We start from the raw sequence: 20,273 nt of genomic DNA on the forward strand, positions 1-20,273 counted from the left end.
TAAAACAACTTTTCCCGTACCTTAACATCAGCAAACGCAACCATAATCGAATAATTTCATCTTAGGAATAAAATAAATTGTTTCGATGATGAAAAGGATATTCGTGGCACTATGTGCCATTGCGGTAGCGCTAGCTTTTAATTCTTGTGAGGTTGATGATGACAGCCCAAACTTTCATTTTGTATCCCTGCCAATTGAAAGTGTTGATATGCCAGAATCATTCGACCTTGATGAGACCTATCAAATTAATTTGACCTATACGATACCCGATGGGTGCACTTATTTTGAAGGTTTTGATGTTACCAAAAGTGATGTTACCACTCGGGAAGTTGTTGCCATTGGTTCCCAAAGAACCGATCAAGACGCGTGTACACCGACCGTTCGGGAGGCAGAAGGTTCTTTTGACTTTATAGTAATTCATACCGAACCGTATTTATTTCGTTTCTATCAGGGCGATGACGAAAATGGTGACCCGATATTTTTAGAGATTGAAGTTCCAGTAAATTAAATAATGAAAATAACCTAATCCATATTTTGAGTCTAGAAGAACTCATAAACAAATGTAAGAAGGGCGATAGAAAGGCACAGGAACGATTATATAGGCAATACGCCGATATACTGTTCGGTATATGCCTTAAATATTCGCGCAATAAATCGGAGGCCGAGGATAGTCTCCATGACAGTTTCATGACTATTTTCGAGAAAATAGGCCAGTATAAATCAAAGGGTTCCTTTGAAGGCTGGATCAAACGCATCACGGTTAACACGGTCTTACAAAAATACAGGAAGGAAGAATACCTTAAAGTGGTTACCGAAAACACCGAGGAAGAAGTTGAAGTGGAAACCGGATATTCGGATATTGAACTTCAGACCCTCCTAGGCTACATTCAGGAATTACCGAACAAATATCGTTTAACCTTCAATCTTTATGTATTGGACGGTTACTCACATAAGGAAATAAGTACCATGCTAGGCACATCGCCTGGCACATCAAAATCAAATCTTGCCCGTGCCAGAATGATTTTAAAGGAAAAAATTGAAAGCAGAAAAGCCAAAGCGATAATCGGCATATTGATTATGGCCTTGGGAAAGGATCCTTGCGACCCCCATAGGGTTCTCAACAGAAAAGACATGAACATTGCTGAACATAAAGCAAAATGAGTAAAAAAAACATAGACCGATTATTTCAAGAGAGATTCTCGGATTTTTCAGACACCCCTACCGAAAAAGTCTGGAAATCCATCGAGGCCTCCTTGAATATAAAAAAGAAAAACCGCAAGGTCATCCCCATTTGGTGGAGACTGGGCGGTATTGCGGCAGCATTGGCAATAGGCTTATTCCTTTTTAACCCGTTCCATACTACAAGTGATGCACCGGAAGAGAAAGTCACGGATGTTAAAGACACGAAGGAAGAACCTTTACAACCAAGGAAGGATATTAATCAATCCCCCTTCCCCAACACTCCGAAAGTCGTTGAACAATCGAATCAAGGGAGTGTAGCTAATGATGAAGCTAAAAAAGTTGATAATGCCAATGACCATCGAACCAACAATTCAGGTCTACAGCCAGCCTCCGGCAAAAAGGGGATATTGGCAGCCAAAGACAACTTAAGTCAAACCTTGCAAACACAGGATACCAAAAATACCCAATTCGCAGCTACTGGGGAAAACCCAAAGAAAGACCTTGGGGAACATAACCTCCTAAATGAACATGGATCAACAAAGGTTTTAGACCCTCAAGTTGTAAAAAGTGATTCTTCAACCAAAATCCCCCCTACAGTCAACAGTAGCGAAAATACATTGGGGAACCCTGGATTAAAAACGAATGAAGAAGCCATAGCCCTGTCGGGGGATGAAGATGCCCAGGAAAAAACAGGGAATACCAAAAAATCGATTTTTGATGAAATTGTAGCGGAGGAAGAAGAGGTTGCCACGGCAAAAGGCAGTAAATGGTCTGCCGGCCCAACGATTGCACCAGTCTATTTCAATGCTATGGGAAATGGCTCCCCGGTGCATTCGATCTTTGTACCCAATTCCAAATCTGGGGATTTTAACATGAGTTATGGGGTGGCGGTTTCATATGAAATAAGTCCAAAACTATCTGTAAAAACAGGCATCAACAAAGTCGACTACGGCTACAACACCAATGATGTGGAGTTTTCCTCAACTTTAGAGGGTTTTGGCAACGGACAAATTGAAAATATTGCCTATAATAATGAGTCAATGAATATCCTGGTAGAAAGTACTGTCAGTAATACCAGCTCATTAACAGGGAAAAATGCTTTTGATGCTACAGCAAAAAACCCTTCCCTTTCGGGGGTGATGGCCCAACAATTTGGATATTTGGAAATACCGGTGGAATTGAATTACGCCCTTATCAACAATAAATTCGGTATTGATCTTATTGGCGGTGTCAGTTCCTTGTTTTTAGTAGACAATTCGGTCTCATTGACCTCTGGTGAATTAACCACCGAAATGGGTGAAGCCAATAATTTGAATACCGTGAATTTCAGTACCAATGTCGGATTTGGACTCCATTATAAATTCACGCCAAAAGTACAATTGAATATAGACCCTATTTTTAAATATCAATTGAATACCTTTTCCAATACGGCGGGCGAATTCCGCCCATTTACCATTGGTGTCTATAGTGGGTTGAATTTCAAATTTTAATACAGCCAACAGACCATACTTTGGTTGGTATCAATCGATATATATCCCTCCTAAGTAATGTCGGGGTCGGTTGTTAAATACCGATTATTTTTCGAGTTCCTTTAAAATTACATTACGAACCTGTTCCCGTAACGTAGCTTTATCCCTGTCCTCTAGATTTACAGTCTCAAAGAAGGAATGTACCTTGGCCCGCAACAACCCTGGGCCACCACTCAAGAAGGTAAAGGAAAACCGTTTTTTATTATCGTAAAACGTTATGGGTACCACGGGAATATTATGGGCAATGGCCATTTTAAAAGCCCCGTCCTTAAATTCATCTAAGACAACGCTTTCATCATCGGGCACGCCACCTTCAGGAAAAATACAAATGCTCAAACCTTCGTCCAATCGACGTTGTGCCCTACGGTAAACACCCATTCTACTCCGGCTATTCTCCCGGTCTACCAGAATACATACCCGTTTATAGAAAAAACCAAATAGCGGAATTTTCACCAATTCCTTTTTACCGACAAAAACAAATGGGTTCCTACTTATTCGAAGCATCAACATGATATCCAACATACTGGTGTGGTTCGCCACCAACATATAACTTTTGCCCCGAACCAGTTTCTGTTCCCTATAAATCTTTTGGGGACAGCCCATGCCCAATAGTATAGGCCTCGCCCATAGGTTCCTCGCCATCCAAAAAAATTGGGGATACCATTTTTCGGATAATGTGGTTAACACTAAAAAGGGAAAGAACAGGATTATTGGCAGGGCCACCATTACATAAAACCAAATACGATATAATGTAAATCCTATATTTTGGGCTATTCTCAGCATAAATCAAAAGTAACAAATTGAACCTGTTTTTTGTAAATTGTTTTACCTTTGTGCTTCTTAAAAATTATATAATGGCAAGAATCTTAACCGGTATCCAAAGTACGGGAACCCCACATTTGGGTAACATTTTAGGCGCTATAATGCCGGCCATAGAAATGGCAAGAGACCCAAAAAACGAATCGTTCCTTTTTATTGCGGACCTGCATTCGCTCACACAGATCAAAAATGCGGAGGAATTGCGAAGAAATACCTATTCGATAGCATCTACCTGGCTTGCTTTTGGACTGGATATAGAAAAAACCGTTTTCTACCGCCAAAGCGATGTTCCTTTGGCCACAGAACTATGTTGGTACCTAAGTTGCTTTTTTCCATATCAAAGACTGACCTTGGCGCACGGATTCAAAGACAAGGCCGATAGACTGGAGGATGTGAATGCTGGTTTGTTTACGTATCCCATGCTAATGGCCGCAGATATTCTTTTGTACGATGCCAATATAGTCCCTGTTGGAAAAGACCAGTTACAACATATAGAAATGACTAGGGATGTAGCATCCCGTTTTCATGCCAAAATGGGGGAAACCTTTGTGGTTCCCGAAGGAAAGGTGCAGGAAAATACCATGTACGTTCCCGGAACCGATGGTGAGAAAATGAGTAAAAGTCGTGGAAACCTCATCAATTTATTTCAATCTGACAAAAAACTGCGCAAGCAGATCATGGGGATTGAAACGGACAGTACTCCTATGGAAAAACCAAAAAATCCGGATACCGATAATGTCTTTGCCCTGTATAAGCTTTTGGCTTCAGATACCCAGATTGAAGAAATGCGGGCCAATTACTTAGGTGGCAACTATGGATATGGGCATGCAAAACAAGCGTTGTACGAAATTATTGTAGACAAATTTGGCGATGCCCGAGAAAAGTACGACTACTATATGAACAACACCCACGAAGTGGACGAAGCATTGGCGATAGGTGCCGAAAAAGCGAAAAAAGTTGCAGAGGGTGTCTTGTCAAGAGTACGTGAAAAGTTAGGATATTAATGATAGCATCCCATTGTAATTAAAAATACAAAACCGACCAAGAGGTCGGTTTTTTGTTGTTGGAAATTCATGAAAACGTGGCCTACCATCGATTTCTTTTGCAGATAGATCGATAACATGACCCAAAAACCTGTAATTACCATGTTTTAATTGTCCCTACAAACCAAATAGTCGGTAAAAGCTATATCGCTTCAAACAATTTTCCGGGTAAGGAACGAACGACTCCTTTCATCTCCATGTTCAATAGGGTCGATGATACCTTGAAAATGGGAAGTTTACAATCCAAAGCGATGGTATCCAAGAGCTGCTTTCCCCCTTGTTGCAAATATGTATGGATCATTTTTTCCATTTCATCCAATTCGACGAACAACTCTTTTTGAATAGGCTTTGACTTCTTTTGCTCCAATTCCCAATTGAGTATATATATAAGATCGGCAGCGGAGGTAATCATATGTGCCTTTTGTTGTTTGATTAAATTATTACATCCCGAACTGTATTTGTCCTGAGCCCGACCTGGGGCGGCAAATACCTCACGATCATAACTATTGGCGATGTCGGCAGTGACCAAACTACCTCCTTTCTCTGCCGATTCGACGACGATTGTAGCTTCGCTCATCCCGGCAATAACCCGATTGCGCTTAAGGAAATTCTCCCGATCCGGATTGCTTGAACTCCAGAATTCAGTGACAAACCCTCCATTTTTTTCAATATCATTTACGTATTTCGAATGTACTTTCGGATATATCTGGTTCAAACCATGTGCCAAGCACCCTATGGTCTGTAACCCATGTTTTAATGCGGCTCGCTGAGCACAAATATCAACACCATAGGCAAAACCACTTACTATTATAGGATCAAGCGGGGCCAAATCACCAATAAGCTTTTTACAAAAGGCAGTACCATAACTGGTGATGTTCCTTGTGCCCACAACACTGATAATCTTACGGTCTTCAAGGTCAAAATCCCCCTTTTTGAACAAGATCAAAGGACTATCGATACAATGTTTCAAATATCTAGGATAATCCTTATCCTGAAAATAAGAATACGCTATTTCATGGTCCCGTATGTATTGCAATTCCTTTTCTGCCGCTTCAAGATGTTCCGCATCATGAAGCCCTTTGATGGTATGGGTCCCAATACCATCTATTCTCAACAGATTTTGCGATTTATCGTTAAAAACAGCTATTGGACTACCACAATGGGAAATTAATTTTTTTGCCGTTACATCCCCAATATTTGGAATGTTCTGAAGTCTCAATACCGCAATCAATTCATCTGTAGTCATTTGTATTGCCATGTTAGTTGTTCACAATTTAACAAAAATATAATGTTAATAAAAAGTGCTCTTGATTCTGTTTAACTACTATAATTTTTGCAATATTTGTCCTGATGGTATTAGAACACTATATCTCCGATTTACTTTATAGGTACAACTGTGTGGTTGTTCCAGGCTTTGGTGCTTTTTTATCACAACAGAAATCAGCTACCCTCAATAAACAGACCCACTCTTTCCACCCGCCTTCAAAATCATTGTCATTCAACAAACAACTGTCCTCGAATGACGGACTTTTGGTTTCCTATATGGCAGAAGTTGAAAAGTGCTCTTATGAGGAAATGCTAAAGCAGGTTACTGAAAAGGTTGAACAATGGAAACGCACGTTGAATCAAGGTGTACGTTTGTCATTGGAGAACATTGGTGACCTTAAATCGAATAAGGAAGGACGTATTTTATTCCAGCCTTCCTACGAAGTCAATCATTTGACCTCTTCCTTTGGTCTGTCTTCGTATGTTTCAGCGCCGATCACTAGGGAAGTATTAAAAGAAGAAGTGGTTTCCATTGAGGAAAAAGTTCCTTTTATCATCACCCCTGAACGAAGAAAGGAAGCATCATTACGCCCTTATTTAAAATATGCGGCAGTACTACTATTAGCGATTTCAACTGGATTGACAGGGTACAGGTTCTACAATAAAAATCTTACCCAAGAGCAAATCGTGGCTGAAAAGGTCCAAGAGAAAGTTTCAAAAAGTATTCAGGAAGCTACCTTCTTTGACACTGCGCCATTGGAGTTGCCCACATTGAATCTAAAGGTTGTTACCAAAAAACCGGAAGTTGCCATGCACCATATTATCGCTGGAGCTTTTAGGTTCAAGGAAAATGCGGACAAAAAAATAAGCCAACTGAAAAGGCGGGGATACGATGCTGCCTATCTAGGTACCAATGACCATGGTTTGCATGTGGTGACCTACAGTAGCTTTAGTGATGTTGATGAAGCCCTGCGCACCCTTAGAACGATTAAAAGAACGCAATCCAAGGATGCGTGGTTACTTTCTGTTCGATAATTCGGTCATCAATACATAGAATTCCCCATTAATAAAATCTCTTTTAATAAAAGATTTATGCAGCCCAAAAGCCCCAGTCACTCACGTACAATAATGACCGATTTGGTGCTCCCAAGTGAGACCAACCCTTTGAACAATCTGTTTGGTGGTGAACTTTTGGCCCGTATGGATCGTGCGGCAAGCATTGCCGCCCGTCGTCATTGTAGACGAATTACGGTAACGGCTTCCGTGAACCATGTAGCCTTCAACCATCCCGTTCCGTTGGGTAGTGTGTTAACTGTTGAAGCGACTGTTTCGAGAGCTTTTAATACCTCAATGGAAATCTACATTGATGTTTGGATGGAAGACCGCCATAACAGAAATCGTTCCAAAGCCAATGAAGCCATTTATACCTTCGTTGCCGTGGATGATTCCGGCATACCTACCAAAGTTCCACCATTGGTTCCTGAAACCGATTTGGAAAAGGAACGGTTTGAAGGGGCCTTACGCCGTAAACAGTTGAGTTTGATCTTGGCCAAAAGAATGAAGCCGAGTGAAGCTACCGAACTCAAGGCTTTGTTTATGGGTGAATCCCCTAACTAGGGGTTCTTTAAAAATTTTTGCATAATGGCGGCTTTACTGTCCACTTCAAAAATCCGATGTAATCTTTTCTGATAATAATGCGTGTTTCCCCCTAATGATATGCGCTAGATCTATACCCGTACAGCTTCCTTTTAAATGAGTACTACTCCAAAGTTTGGGAATATAAAACACCTAAAAAACACCAACATGGGTGATAATCATCATATAAGGAAGCAAAAAACTATTTGATTAATGGGATATGGAAGATTTAAAAATCAAATGTATCGGGGTCTGGACCAAATCTTTTGCCTTTATCAAGACGGTCTAAATAGGCCATGTCTTCTTTGGATAATTCGAAATCGAAAATATCGGCATTATTGACAATACGTTCTTTTTTCACCGATTTAGGTATGGTCACCACCCCTTTCTGAAGATCCCATCTCAAAACGATATGGGCAGGTGATTTGCCATATTTCTTAGCCATTTCCTTAATGGAATCCAACTCGAATATTTTACCCTGCATCATGGGCGACCATGCCTCATACTGTATTTTATGGGCATTACAATAGTCAATCAAATCTTGCTGCACCAAATACGGGTGAAATTCCATTTGATTCACCATAGGGGCAATTACTGCAGATCGTTGTAGGTCTTCCAAATGATGTTTTAAAAAATTACTAACCCCAATCGCCCGTATTTTCTTTTCACGGTACAAATGTTCCAATGCGCGCCAAGTTTCCTTGTATTTGCCTTCTACCGGCCAATGGATCAGATAGAGGTCCAGATAATCCAATTGCAAGCGTCTTAGGCTTTCATTAAAGGCCTTCAGCGTACTTTCGTAGCCTTGGTCGGCATTCCATACCTTACTGACCACAAACAGTTCCTCCCTGTTGATTCCACTTTCTCGGATACCTTCTCCAACGCCCTTTTCATTATTATAGATAGCAGCCGTATCAATATGCCTATACCCGGCTTCAATTGCCCAGCGAACCGCATTGATGACTTCCTGTCCATCTTCCGACAAATAGACCCCCAAACCAAAATAAGGCATTGCAACGCCGTTATGTAATTCGAAAGTACCTTTAAGATCCGTTATTTTCTTTGATGCTGTTGTCATATCAATAATTTAAAGTTGATATACCCATTCTTCGGGATTCAATCGGGAAGTATCCTGGTAGAGATAGAATTTTAAACGCGTCTGACCGTTAGACCGATTGGTATATATTTTTCCCAATTCGGTTTTGATACTGACCTTATCCCCTTTTTTTACATAGAGGTCAGACAAATTATAATAGGTACTGATGTAGTTACCGTGCTTAATCTGTACACCTTTATTTCCGCCGGGTACGGAAAGGATGGCGATTACCTCCCCCTCAAAAATGGCCCTGGCCTTGGCTCCCTCATCCGTAGCGATGATAACCCCATTGCTTTGGTGTTTGATACCGGGATAAACGGGATCTTTGTAAATCCCAAAACCTTGGCTTTTTATACCTTTTTCGACCGGCCAAATAAGTTTGCCCTTATTGGCTGAAAAATTGTTGGCCACCAGTGTAGCCTCTGGGGTCAGTACAAATTTATTGGTAGACACCTTAGTGCTCTTCTTCCCTTTGGTAGCTTTCTTGTTGGATGCCGCAATGGCACTTCGAATCAAGCGCTCAATCTGCTGGTCGATCTTACGGGCTTCCCGTTTTTTCTTGTCTATAGCCGATGCATACTTGCTTTCATTTTTACGAATGCTTCCCAATAGATCTTTTTGGGACTTCATTTCTTTCATTAACTGTGCCTTGGCTTTATTGTTGACCGCAATCAATTGGTCTTTTTCCTTGCGCTGCTCGGCTAGATCCAAATTCAATCGGGTAAGATCATCGGTCTTGGCCATTATTTTTTCGCCTTGCTCTTTACGATACTGCGTATATTGTTTCATATACTGCATACGCTTAAAGGCTTGGAAAAAATTCTCGGAAGACAGTAGGAACATCAATCTACTCTGTTGAGATTTGTTCTGATACGATTTCCGTATCATCGTTGCATATTCTTCCTTCAAGAGTTCAAGATCCTCCCGTAATTTGGAAATATTGCGAATATTGGCATTGATCTGCCTATTCAACAAATTCGATTGTTGATTGGTCACCCGGATCAATTGTTGCCGCACGTTTATTTTTTTGTCCAAGGCCTCCATCTGGTCCAAGACATTGCCCTTTTCGGTCTTTTCAGCAAATAACAACCGGTTTATTTCACTGATTTCCTTTTGGAGCTGTTCCCGTTTGGCCTCGAGTGCCTTTTGCTCATTGGTTTGGGCATAGGAGGTCTGTATCGACAAAAATGTCAAAAACAACAGGGGAAAAACGAAGAAAATGCGTCTACAAAGCATCAGCCTTTAATTCTATCTTTTTAAAACCTTTCGGTATCTTATATGGGAAGTTCAATGTTCTATTAAACTCAACACTTTTATAATCTATATCTATGGTATTTTTTGAATTGCCGTCTATCGCGGTAATCAAAATCTCGTTGGGTAATATCCTATTGTTGACTTCCTGATAATTCTTATAACTTATATCCAACACCCGTCGCTTTAAAGGTTGTGACAATTGCTGGGCGGCGATCATAAAATTATCCGGTTCGATCATGTAGCTTGTCTTAAATAATTCCAACGGCTTCTTAGGCTTTAGGATATAATCGGATTCGGTATGGGAAACCTCATATTTAGCATCTCTTAAATCGAACAAGGCCCGACCCAAAAGCAAGTTTTGCATTTTATCAAAATCGAGGTCCGTTCCCAATATACGGCTCAAATATGAAAAATCCCCATCGAAATACTCGTTCTCAAGTTTATTGTAGAAAGAAACCCTATTGGGTGTAATATAGGCTTTAACGATTCCCAAAGGAGCACTGAGCCATATGGCCCGATCTTTTTCCATACGAAGACTTACCGTTACACTTTTTGTAGACTCCCCATCATAGTAGGCAATCTTCATTCGACCGCTCAAGGTCTTGAAGTTGATATGGTTCTGATAATGTGTTCGGATAACGGCCTTGGCAGACATATTATCCCTGACGGCGCTATCGGAAACCACTTTTTTGGATTTACACGAAAACATTAGTAGTATCAAAACACTAAAACGTGTCCATTTTATTATGGTAGCCATAGTCTAAAACCCGGGTTTTATCTTACGAAGATACGCATTTGCCTTCGAAGGATTGTTCAATGCGGAATGCGCGTCGGCCAATTCCTGATATATTTTATTCAATAGGGGAATGTCGTCCAACATATAATCCAAAGCCGTTTCAAGCACCTCTATTGCCTCTTTGAATTTACTTGTTTTATTCAATGCATGTCCGTTTATATAATAAAAGTAAGGCTGAGCCGGAAAATCCTCCATGGCCTGTGCACTAAGTTTGGTCAATTCGGGATATTCCTTTTTCACCATTAAGTCAGCCAATTGTTGCTTGAGCCCTTCGATAGGATTCTTTCTGGTTTCTTGCTGTACAACCACCTTCTCCTTCTTAATGTGTACCACATTCTTCTTCATGGAATCCTCGATCTTAGCTTTTAATCCCTCTGTATAGGTCGACTTATCCATATCGGAAAGAACCGATAATGCCTTATCGTAATTCTTCTGCTTAAAGTAAATCAAAGCGAGATTCCCCTTTAATGTTTTGTTTGTCATGGGAAGATTGACGTTCATTTGATCCAATGAACTTCCTTGCATTTGGATACAAGAGACCAAGGTATTCAGGTACCATAAATTTTCAGGGTCTGATAAAACAGCCGAAACAGCATATTCCTGGGCCATTGAATACTGCTTCTCTACCAAATATACCTTCGCCAATTCGTGGTCTACCACGGTATTATCGGCATCGATCAACTTACATTCCAAAAGAAGGTTAATAGCCTTGTCATAATTTTCAATCCCCTTTTGCTTCAGGGCCTCAAAGAAATTCTCCTGAAAAGTATCGGAGTACTCCTCTAAAAAGACGTCCGCACTTTCCTCGATATCCATATCCTTTACCTGTCCTACCCCTAACAAGGGATAGATCAAAACGACCAAAGGAAATATGATTTTCAGGATTTTCATTGTTGTGGACTCACAAAGATAAATTGTATTACATTTTGGATTAAAATTATCAATAAGTATTCCAGTGCCTCCCTCTTTTATGTTAAAACACCCTTAAAACAATATAATACCAAATCGACACGTCTATTTGAAATCGTAGAAACGCAATTATTTTGTCCCCGTACTACCAAATCCACCAGCACCCCTTGAGGTATCGGACAATTCATCAACTTCTATCCATTCGGCCCGTTCGTGCCTGGCAATCACCAATTGCGCAATACGCTCCCCGTTTTCAATAGTAAAAGGTTCTTTGGAAACATTGACCAAAATGACGCCAATTTCTCCACGATAGTCCGCATCAACGGTTCCAGGGGCATTGAGCACCGTAACCCCTTTTTTCGCCGCTAAGCCACTCCTAGGTCGCACTTGGGCCTCAAACCCAATAGGCAACTCAATGAACAACCCCGTTTTCACAATGGTACGCCCCATAGGCTCCAAGGTGATACTTTCCTCAATATTGGCCCTTAAATCCATTCCTGCTGAGGCCAAGGTCTCATAATTAGGCAATGCATGGGCTGATTTATTAATGATCTTTATCTTCATTTTTTTAAGAATATTTTTCTCAAGTTCTGATTTTCAAGTTTATACACCATCCCCAAAAACAAAATCAGTAAAGGAATACCAATAAATAGGTTACGATCAAAAACGTAAAATGACAAGCCCGAAAATACAACAGAGACTAACAGGTAAAAAGTGATTTTTCTAAAGTTATAGGGAATCGGATAATACATTTTTCCAAAAAAGAAAGATAACATCATCATACAACCATACGCTAATAGCGTCGCCATTGCTGAAGCCATATATCCGAATTGGGGTATAAAAACCAGGTTTATGATAATTGTTAAAACGGCACCTATCAGGGAGATATAAGCTCCGAATTTGGTCCTGTCGGTTACCTTATACCAAACAGAAAGGTTATGGTATATTCCCAAGAAAAAACTTGCCAGGATTATAATCGGAACTATATTCATCGCCTCCCAATATTTGGGATCTCTGACAAACAATATCTTCAGTACATCGGCAAAAACAACGACGCCGAGAAGAATTATACTTCCTAAAACAACAAAATAATTGGTTATTTGGGCATAGGCCTTTTGAGGGTTCTCGGTATTGGAGTGACTAAAAAAGAAAGGTTCTATCCCCAAACGAAATGCCGTAGCGAACAAGGTCATAAAAAGTGCCAGTTTATAACAAGCCGAATACATACCCACTTCGCTATCAGCAACATCTGCAGGCAACAATTTTTCCAATAAAATACGATCGAAAACCTCGTTGACCGTAAATGCCACTCCAGCAACCAGTACGGGCAAGGCATATTTCATCATTTTTTTCCATAGTGCTATATCAAAAACAAACTTTGATCGCAGATAGAGTTTTAACATCAATAGAAGCGTTATACTGCTTGCAATTAGATTGGCTATGAAAATATACGATATTTGAAAATCGGGCTTGTAAATAACGCTAAAAAGTCCTTCTGGGTCCGATGACACCATCTTTGGCAAGGAATATAGGAAGAAGACATTCAATCCAAGGTTGATCGCCACATTCAATATCTTGACCACAGCGTATCGCATAGGTTTTTCGTTGGCCCTTAACCAAGCAAATGGAATAATGACCAAGGCGTCCAAAGTCAGTATAAAAATAGCGAATCTTAAATATTGTGGATTAATTCCGGAAGCCTCCGCAATGCCATTTTGTAACAAAAGGGCCAATGCCATGAATACCATTGTACTGACCATTATTGAAATCAACGAAGTGGAAACTACCTTTTTTCGATTGTCGGAACCATTGTAGAAACGAAAGAATGCCGTTTCCATACCATAGGCCAAAAACACATTGAAGATAGCAAACCAAGCATAAATCACTGAGAGTTGACCATAGTCTCCCGTTGCCAAAATATCGGTGTGGAATGGCAGCAATAGGAAAGAAAGCATCCGTGGTAAAACAGTTGCGAGACCATAGATGGCCGTTTGCTTAAAAAGTTTCTTAAAGAGGTTCAACCAAGCATAATTAAAGTATAAAAATAGGTATTAAATCGAAAGCGGCAAAGCGGGTACATTCAATTGGTCTGTTGAATAAAAAACCTCGCATACAGCGAGGTTTTCCTATAATTACTTCTTAGCACCTTAAATAAAACACCAAGTATGTCGTATATATGACTTAACTTAATTGTTAAGAGCCTCAGCACCACCCACAATCTCCAGAATTTCACCGGTAATGGCCGCCTGTCTAGCCTGATTATACGTCAATTTCAATTGATCCCTTAGCTCAGTCGCGTTATCCGTGGCCTTGTGCATCGCTGTCATACGCGCACCGTGCTCACTAGCAAAAGAATCCCGTACCGCTTTGTACAACTGCGTCTTCAGCGACTTCGGAATCAACTGCTCAATGATATCAACCTTTGAAGGTTCAAAAATATAATCGGCATTGGAACCTTGGTCACCTTCCGCCGGAACGATTGGTAAAAACTGCTCCGTAGTTACGATTTGCGTAGCGGCATTCTTGAATTTGTTATAGACCAGTTCTATACGATCGTAAGATCCGTTTTTAAACAACCCCATCAATTCCTCAGCAATAGCGGCAACATTCTCAAAGGTCAAATGTTCATAGACATCACTATGGTTTGCCGTAATTGTACGCTTTTTACCTAGAATATCATTGGCTTTCTTGCCTATCGCCATAAAATCGACTTGCTTTCCTTGAAAGGTTTCATCAGCCAAAGAGGCACTCTGCTTTAGAATATTGGTATTAAAGGCGCCACACAAACCACGATTTGAGGTAATTGCAACTACCAAAACCTTATTGATCGGTCTGTTATCTGCATAGGTACTCCCCGAATCAGCATCCATACTTGCACTTAAATCCTGTAAAAGCTCAGTAAGTTTATCTGAATATGGCCTCATGGCGGTAATTGCGTCCTGTGCCTTCTTCAACTTTGCGGCAGATACCATTTTCATGGCACTGGTAATCTGCATCGTTGATGATACCGATGATATTCTGTTACGTATTTCCTTTAAGTTGGCCATTTTTATAAGTTATAAGTTGTGAATGATGAGTTATGTGTTTTTTATTATTGCTACTAAAAATCGTATTAACTCTTCACATTTTTTCCTCATCCCTTTTGGTACTTGCCTACAGGTCGCTTCTAAAATATCTAACCAATACAACGTTTCGTCAGCCTCCTTAAGCGCAATACCAAACTTATTTTTAAAATCTTTTTTACTAACTTCTCTTTGTGCTTCCCTAGTATTTGCCCCAATACTCGTTCCACTTTTTAACAACTGGGATGCTAGTTCAAAATCATTATTTTTCTTTAAAATATCACAGTATAGAACAATATCACAGGCAAACTGAAAGCTTTTAATCCGAATCGGACTCTCATTCAATGTGCCCATAACCCTGCACCCATAATTCTTAACTAGCTTCTGTACTTACCGGTTAGGTCCTTACAAACTGCCGTTAATGTATCGGTAACCTCATCGGTCAATTTACCCGTTTTAAGCAAATCCAACACATTCCTATGTTTGGCATTCATGAATTCGATGAAATCTTTTTCAAATTCCTTCACCTTTTCCACAGGAACATCACGTAATAAGTTCTTGGAACCAGCATAAATAATGGCTACCTGATCTTCTACGGTAAAAGGATCATTCTGCGCTTGTTTAAGGATTTCAACATTACGACGTCCTTTTTCAATAACGTTCAATGTTGCAGCATCCAAATCGGAACCAAACTTGGCAAAAGCCTCCAATTCCCTAAACTGGGCTTGGTCTAATTTCAAGGTACCCGCTACTTTCTTCATTGATTTTACCTGGGCGTTACCACCTACCCTAGACACAGAGATACCTACGTTAATCGCGGGGCGTACACCTTGGTTGAATAAATCCTGCTCCAAGAATATCTGTCCGTCAGTAATAGAAATCACATTTGTTGGGATATAGGCTGAAACGTCACCGGCCTGGGTCTCAATAATAGGCAAGGCCGTTAAGGAACCTCCACCTTTTACCATAGGTTTCAATACATCCGGTAAATCGTTCATATCTTTTGCGATGTCATCATCGGCAATAACCTTTGCCGCACGTTCCAACAATCTTGAATGCAAATAGAATACATCCCCAGGATACGCCTCACGTCCCGGTGGACGTCTTAATAACAATGATATCTCACGATAAGCCACCGCTTGTTTTGATAAATCGTCATATATGATCAATGCTGGTCTACCCGTATCCCTGAAATACTCTCCGATCGCAGCACCTGCAAATGGAGCATATACCTGCATAGGAGCAGCGTCGGAAGCGTTGGCCGCTACTATTGTAGTGTAGGCCAAAGCACCTTTGTCTTCCAATACCTTGGCTATGGCCGCAACGTTTGACGCCTTTTGTCCAATAGCCACATAGATACAATACACAGGTTTACCTGCATCGTAAAATTCTTTTTGGTTTAGGATGGTATCGATACAGACCGTTGTCTTACCTGTCTGACGGTCACCAATAACCAGCTCCCGTTGTCCACGACCTACAGGAATCATGGCATCAATCGCTTTGATACCTGTTTGCAATGGCTCTGTTACCGGCTGACGAAAGATTACCCCTGGCGCCTTACGCTCCAATGGCATTTCATATAAGTCACCGGAGACAGGACCCTTACCATCAATTGGGGTTCCTAAAGTATCGACAACACGGCCAACAATACCTTCACCTACATTAATAGATGCGATACGTTGTGTACGTTTTACAGTAGCCCCTTCGCCTATTTCCCTGGAATGGCCCAAAAGTACAACACCAACATTATCCTCTTCCAAGTTCAAAACGATACCTTCAAGGCCTCCTTCGAACTCAACCAATTCACCATATTGGACGTTTGATAATCCATATACCCTTGCAATACCATCACCTACCTGCAATACGGTACCTACTTCATCCAACGAAGCGGTTGATTCAAATCCTGATAATTGCTGTTTTAAAATTGCTGATACCTCAGCGGCTTTTACTCCTGCCATTTGTTTTAGATATAAAGTTTAGACTTGTTGAGCCTTCAAATATATTATAGACTATTTGTAAATTCTCTTTTTAAATTATTCAATTTATTGGCGACACTGGCGTCGAACTGCAAATCACCTATCCTAAGAATAAAACCGCCTATGATGTCCTCATCGATTTTGTTCTGTATGGTAACCTCATTACTGGTAATCTGTGCCAGCTGGACCAATATCTTTTTCTCAAGATCTTTGGTCAATGGAACGGCAGTTGTCACTACAGCCACATCCTGACCTTTAAGTTGCTCATTAAGAATGATATATTTTAAGGCCACCTCGTTTAACATGCCGATTCGCCTATTATCAACCAATAGCTTGATCAAGCCCTCGGAAATTGCATGGGCACCTTTAAAAATAGTGGTTAATGCGCTCTTTTTATCCTCAGCCTTGACAATCGGACTTGCCAACATATTTCTTAATTCCTTACTATCGGAGATAGTTTTGACCACAGAGCGCATATCGTTTTCAACATCAGCGGTTGCTTTGTTGTCAACAGCAATATCCAAAATTGCTTTTGCGTATCGTATGGCGGCTCTCGTATCCTTCATTCTTGATTAATTCAATTTAATATCACCTAACATATCATCGACCAACTTCAATTGTTTGTCTTTGTTGGACAATTGCTCCTTGATGATTTTTTCAGCGATATCAACAGAAAGTTCCGCTACTTGGTTCTTAATATCGGCAACCGCAGCTTTTTTCTCGCTTTCGATAGCAGCTTGGGCCTGCTTAATCATTTTATCACCTTCAACCTTAGCCTGCTCCTTTGACTCGGATATCATTCTATCCTTAATCTCACGGGCTTCTTTCAACAATGCCTCACGCTCGGCACGGGCTTCTTTCAAAAGCTTTTCACTATCGGCCGTAACATTCTGCATTTCCTTTTTGGCATTTTCAGCTGCCGCTAAAGCATCCTTAATACCCTCTTCCCTATCATTAACAGCATTCAAGATGGGTTTCCATGCGAACTTCCGTAGTAACAAAAGCAATAGCACGAACAATATGATCTGCCAAAAGAAAAGGCCGAACGAAAAGTCATTTACTAATTTTTCCATGTTGTCTTGTATTCTATCCTATGTTTGTAAACAATAACAAACAGCTATAACCAACCGTCATAACTGTTTGTCTTTTTGTCTGGTTTATCCCGCAAAAATAGCAGCAAAACCAATTCCTTCAATAAGCGCTGCTGCAATCAACATCGCTGTTTGAATCTTACCGTAAGCTTCAGGCTGACGAGCAATAGCTTCCATTGCTTTTCCACCAATCATTCCGATACCGATACCAGCACCGATGACCGCTAAACCTGCACCTACTACACTTGGAATTTCCATAAAATATATATTAAAAATTAAACATTCAACTTAGTCGCCCTAACCATCGGACATTAAAAATTCTCTTGCTAATGTGCCAATTCGGCGTCATCATCAAACTCGTGCCCGGGATCATGCTCTTCCGAGGCGAATCCGAAATACAAGGCGGCCAACATGGTGAAGATATATGCCTGTAAAAGCGCAACCAACACTTCAATTAGCGAAATGGCGAACGAAAGACCAAACGACAATGGGCCTCCCACCCAACTCTTGAAAATAAAGATCAATCCGACCAAACTCATTAAAACCACGTGACCTGCAGTCATGTTCGCATACAAACGAATCAAGAGTGCGAATGGTTTAATGAACAAACCTAAAATTTCAATGGGGACCAAGATAATATAAATAATGATCTTACCATACCAAGGCATACCATCACCAAGAGGATCGAAAACATGTTTCCAATAATCCTTGGTTCCTGTTAGGTTGGTAATTATGAATACTAGTAATGCCAAAGCCGTAGTTACGGCAATATTTCCCGTTACGTTAACTCCCAATGGGGTTAAACCGAACATATTCAAGAACCAGATAAAGAAGAATACCGTCAACAAGAAAGGCATGTACCGCTTATATTTCTTTTCGCCGATATTGGCAATGGCAATATCATCCCTGATATACAAGACAATAGGCTCAAAGAAGCGCCCCATGCCAGTGGGTATACTATTGTTCTTGGCATAACTTTTAGCGAGACTACTGAAAAGCCAAAGCAACAAAAGTCCTGTGACTATCATCATTACCACACTTTTGGTAATGGAAAAATCCAATGGTCTTACGTTCGTTGGGTGATGCTCCTCATCGTAACTGATGGCACCTTCGGCATCGGTTTTATATATTTTACTGTGGTACAACACATAATGGTTACCATCTACCTCAGCGACTTCCTCCCCATGATGGAATTTGGATGAAGAAAACACTTTCAAGCCATTATCCCATAAAATAACAGGCAATGGCAGACCAACGTGATGCACTTTACCATGCTCGTCCGTGGTGCCATAAAAATTAAAATAGTGGGAATCTTGAAGGTGATGTTCTATGAATTCCTTTATTTCGGTTTTCTTGTCCTTTCCTTTTTCAACCTCCTTTTCATTGGCAAAAGAAGAATTGCCAAAAAGAAGAATTGCAGCCAAAAGAAATTTCAATAAAAATGGTTTTCGCATATCACTTTATAGTATCGGTCTCTAAAAATCGCTGCAAATGTAAGTTATTCCCGCAAAAATAAAAAAGCATTCTTGAGTTTATTTAAAGGTATAGGCGCTATAAATGAGAATGTTCTAATTAATCCATTTCTTTAAGGTTTGGGCCGTAAATATCGTTTCGATGATAAGGGAAATGCCATAAGGAACAAAAAAAGCGGCAAATTCCAATCGGCTCATCTCTCCATCTGCCTTATAAGTCGGATAAAACAATAGGAAGAAGAAAAGGAATTTTATAAAACTTCCTCCCATAAAAAGGAAACCGATCTGGTTTTTCAATTTACTCCTGAAAATATAAATGGATATAAAGATAGAGGCGGCCAAAATACAGTTCACCACATAGGAAAGCACAATACGATTGTCGTACTTCGGAAATCCTTTATTTCCGAGAAAAGTAACATGTACGAGGAGTGCCAGACCCAAAGAAAGGATCACAAGGGTAAGAAACTGTATTATAGGGTTGATCTTCGCTATCAATACTTTATCCTTTTTAGCTGCCGCAAAACGACCCAGATGGCAATGGCCACACCGAAAAGGGTAGCTATCGCAGTATAAATTCTTTTTTCATTCTGATAATGTTCATCGAGCCACATGCCCCCTTGTGCCGCTAAATAAATGATAGCACCCATTTCAAAGGCAATACCTGATAGCATTGCTACATTTCTAAGATTGTTCTTTTTCTTAGGAGGCTTTTGCTGGACCATTGTTGTTCGATGTACTGCCGCTTATAGATGATTTGAAACCACCGGAAGCCGAAGTTCCTCCTTTACCTTTCATGGTACAGGATGCATTGAAAGTAGCACCGGGTTCCACTGCCAATTTGGTCACTGAAACCGTTCCTTCTATAACAGCGGATGATTTAAGGGACAATAGGTCGGATACTAAAAGCTCACCATTGAAACTACCTTCAATATCAGCATTTACACATTCTACCTTACCGTGAATATAGCCATCCTTACCGATGACCACCTTTCCTGAAGTCTTTACATTACCGTCAAGTTTGCCATCGATACGAAAATCAGCTTCTGAAATGATATCCCCCTTTATCCGGGTATTCTTTTCGATTCTGTTCGGCTGTCCACCTATTTCATTAGTAGCTCTGGGTTTTTGTTTGTCTGAAAACAT

At 40.4% G+C, this 20,273-nt stretch carries 24 protein-coding genes; 6 read left to right on the plus strand and 18 right to left on the minus strand.

Features of this window, described 5'->3' with window-relative positions; translation table 11 throughout:
* Window positions 1-85 precede the first annotated feature (85 nt).
* From HPE56_RS17770 to HPE56_RS17780, 3 genes are read left to right on the plus strand one after another with little or no spacing between them, the layout of a single operon-like run.
* Window positions 86-508 carry a hypothetical protein gene (locus HPE56_RS17770; protein WP_223170363.1) on the plus strand — a complete coding sequence of 141 codons (423 nt, stop codon included), beginning with the start codon at window positions 86-88 and terminating at the stop codon, window positions 506-508.
* Window positions 509-534: 26 nt separating this feature from the next.
* Window positions 535-1,161: an RNA polymerase sigma factor gene (locus HPE56_RS17775; protein WP_188245104.1), complete on the plus strand. Its 627-nt coding sequence runs from the start codon at window positions 535-537 to the stop codon at window positions 1,159-1,161.
* On the plus strand, window positions 1,158-2,672 hold the full coding sequence (locus tag HPE56_RS17780; RefSeq protein ID WP_188245105.1) for an outer membrane beta-barrel protein: 1,515 nt from the start codon (window positions 1,158-1,160) through the stop codon (window positions 2,670-2,672). The genes HPE56_RS17775 and HPE56_RS17780 overlap by 4 nt, the downstream gene beginning before the upstream one ends.
* An 84-nt stretch (window positions 2,673-2,756) precedes the next feature.
* Here HPE56_RS17780 and HPE56_RS17785 read toward each other — a convergent pair whose 3' ends face one another.
* Window positions 2,757-3,494, minus strand: coding sequence for a lysophospholipid acyltransferase family protein (locus HPE56_RS17785; RefSeq protein ID WP_188245106.1), 738 nt, complete (start codon window positions 3,492-3,494; stop codon window positions 2,757-2,759).
* 71 nt (window positions 3,495-3,565) lie between these two features.
* Between HPE56_RS17785 and trpS the strand changes: the two genes are divergently transcribed.
* Window positions 3,566-4,534, plus strand: coding sequence for a tryptophan--tRNA ligase (trpS, locus tag HPE56_RS17790; protein ID WP_188245107.1), 969 nt, complete (start codon window positions 3,566-3,568; stop codon window positions 4,532-4,534).
* 181 nt (window positions 4,535-4,715) lie between these two features.
* Here trpS and dprA read toward each other — a convergent pair whose 3' ends face one another.
* Entirely contained in the window at window positions 4,716-5,819 is a 1,104-nt protein-coding gene (gene dprA / locus HPE56_RS17795; RefSeq protein WP_188245199.1) for a DNA-processing protein DprA, read from the minus strand.
* Window positions 5,820-5,923: 104 nt separating this feature from the next.
* Between dprA and HPE56_RS17800 the strand changes: the two genes are divergently transcribed.
* Together HPE56_RS17800 and HPE56_RS17805 are read left to right on the plus strand one after the other, a co-directional pair.
* Window positions 5,924-6,874, plus strand: a complete 951-nt coding sequence (locus tag HPE56_RS17800) for an HU domain-containing protein (protein ID WP_188245108.1) — start codon at window positions 5,924-5,926, stop codon at window positions 6,872-6,874.
* 57 nt (window positions 6,875-6,931) lie between these two features.
* Window positions 6,932-7,456 carry an acyl-CoA thioesterase gene (locus HPE56_RS17805; RefSeq protein WP_188245109.1) on the plus strand — a complete coding sequence of 175 codons (525 nt, stop codon included), beginning with the start codon at window positions 6,932-6,934 and terminating at the stop codon, window positions 7,454-7,456.
* 247 nt (window positions 7,457-7,703) lie between these two features.
* On the opposite strand, the gene HPE56_RS17810 is transcribed toward HPE56_RS17805, so the two are convergent.
* The 16 genes from HPE56_RS17810 to HPE56_RS17885 all read right to left on the minus strand — a co-directional run bounded on the left by HPE56_RS17810 (window position 7,704) and on the right by HPE56_RS17885 (window position 20,273).
* Window positions 7,704-8,552, minus strand: coding sequence for an aldo/keto reductase (locus HPE56_RS17810; protein ID WP_188245110.1), 849 nt, complete (start codon window positions 8,550-8,552; stop codon window positions 7,704-7,706).
* A gap of 9 nt (window positions 8,553-8,561) precedes the next feature.
* Window positions 8,562-9,806 carry a murein hydrolase activator EnvC family protein gene (locus HPE56_RS17815; protein ID WP_188245111.1) on the minus strand — a complete coding sequence of 415 codons (1,245 nt, stop codon included), beginning with the start codon at window positions 9,804-9,806 and terminating at the stop codon, window positions 8,562-8,564.
* Window positions 9,796-10,581 (minus strand): DUF4292 domain-containing protein, encoded by a 786-nt coding sequence (locus tag HPE56_RS17820; RefSeq protein WP_188245112.1) that lies wholly within the window; start codon window positions 10,579-10,581, stop codon window positions 9,796-9,798. The genes HPE56_RS17815 and HPE56_RS17820 overlap by 11 nt, the downstream gene beginning before the upstream one ends.
* Window positions 10,582-10,584: 3 nt before the next feature.
* A complete protein-coding gene (locus HPE56_RS17825; protein ID WP_188245113.1) occupies window positions 10,585-11,511 on the minus strand; it encodes a tetratricopeptide repeat protein in 927 nt (308 codons plus the stop codon).
* A gap of 147 nt (window positions 11,512-11,658) precedes the next feature.
* Window positions 11,659-12,093 carry a dUTP diphosphatase gene (dut, locus tag HPE56_RS17830; protein ID WP_188245114.1) on the minus strand — a complete coding sequence of 145 codons (435 nt, stop codon included), beginning with the start codon at window positions 12,091-12,093 and terminating at the stop codon, window positions 11,659-11,661.
* The gene (locus tag HPE56_RS17835) at window positions 12,090-13,550 is read right to left on the minus strand and encodes a lipopolysaccharide biosynthesis protein (protein WP_188245115.1); all 1,461 of its coding nucleotides are present in this window, start codon (window positions 13,548-13,550) and stop codon (window positions 12,090-12,092) included. The genes dut and HPE56_RS17835 overlap by 4 nt, the downstream gene beginning before the upstream one ends.
* Before the next feature lie 165 nt (window positions 13,551-13,715).
* Window positions 13,716-14,576: an ATP synthase F1 subunit gamma gene (gene atpG, locus HPE56_RS17840; protein WP_188245116.1), complete on the minus strand. Its 861-nt coding sequence runs from the start codon at window positions 14,574-14,576 to the stop codon at window positions 13,716-13,718.
* 30 nt (window positions 14,577-14,606) lie between these two features.
* The gene (locus HPE56_RS17845; RefSeq protein ID WP_188245117.1) at window positions 14,607-14,945 is read right to left on the minus strand and encodes a four helix bundle protein; all 339 of its coding nucleotides are present in this window, start codon (window positions 14,943-14,945) and stop codon (window positions 14,607-14,609) included.
* A 23-nt stretch (window positions 14,946-14,968) separates the two neighbouring features.
* Complete coding sequence (gene atpA / locus HPE56_RS17850) at window positions 14,969-16,549, minus strand: F0F1 ATP synthase subunit alpha (protein ID WP_188245118.1); 1,581 nt, start codon at window positions 16,547-16,549, stop codon at window positions 14,969-14,971.
* A gap of 44 nt (window positions 16,550-16,593) precedes the next feature.
* Window positions 16,594-17,133 (minus strand): ATP synthase F1 subunit delta, encoded by a 540-nt coding sequence (gene atpH, locus HPE56_RS17855; protein ID WP_188245119.1) that lies wholly within the window; start codon window positions 17,131-17,133, stop codon window positions 16,594-16,596.
* A gap of 6 nt (window positions 17,134-17,139) precedes the next feature.
* Entirely contained in the window at window positions 17,140-17,640 is a 501-nt protein-coding gene (locus HPE56_RS17860) for a F0F1 ATP synthase subunit B (protein WP_188245120.1), read from the minus strand.
* Window positions 17,641-17,724: 84 nt separating this feature from the next.
* Window positions 17,725-17,916, minus strand: coding sequence for an ATP synthase F0 subunit C (atpE, locus tag HPE56_RS17865; protein ID WP_109648393.1), 192 nt, complete (start codon window positions 17,914-17,916; stop codon window positions 17,725-17,727).
* A gap of 68 nt (window positions 17,917-17,984) precedes the next feature.
* On the minus strand, window positions 17,985-19,112 hold the full coding sequence (atpB, locus tag HPE56_RS17870; RefSeq protein WP_188245121.1) for a F0F1 ATP synthase subunit A: 1,128 nt from the start codon (window positions 19,110-19,112) through the stop codon (window positions 17,985-17,987).
* A 114-nt stretch (window positions 19,113-19,226) separates the two neighbouring features.
* Window positions 19,227-19,625: a hypothetical protein gene (locus HPE56_RS17875; protein ID WP_223170364.1), complete on the minus strand. Its 399-nt coding sequence runs from the start codon at window positions 19,623-19,625 to the stop codon at window positions 19,227-19,229.
* Window positions 19,622-19,852 carry an AtpZ/AtpI family protein gene (locus HPE56_RS17880; RefSeq protein ID WP_188245122.1) on the minus strand — a complete coding sequence of 77 codons (231 nt, stop codon included), beginning with the start codon at window positions 19,850-19,852 and terminating at the stop codon, window positions 19,622-19,624. Before HPE56_RS17880 ends, HPE56_RS17875 begins: the two co-directional genes overlap by 4 nt.
* Complete coding sequence (locus tag HPE56_RS17885) at window positions 19,830-20,273, minus strand: bactofilin family protein (protein WP_109648396.1); 444 nt, start codon at window positions 20,271-20,273, stop codon at window positions 19,830-19,832. The genes HPE56_RS17880 and HPE56_RS17885 overlap by 23 nt, the downstream gene beginning before the upstream one ends.

It is taken from the genome of Maribacter aquimaris (assembly GCF_014596745.1).
Lineage (GTDB): Bacteria > Bacteroidota > Bacteroidia > Flavobacteriales > Flavobacteriaceae > Maribacter_A > Maribacter_A aquimaris.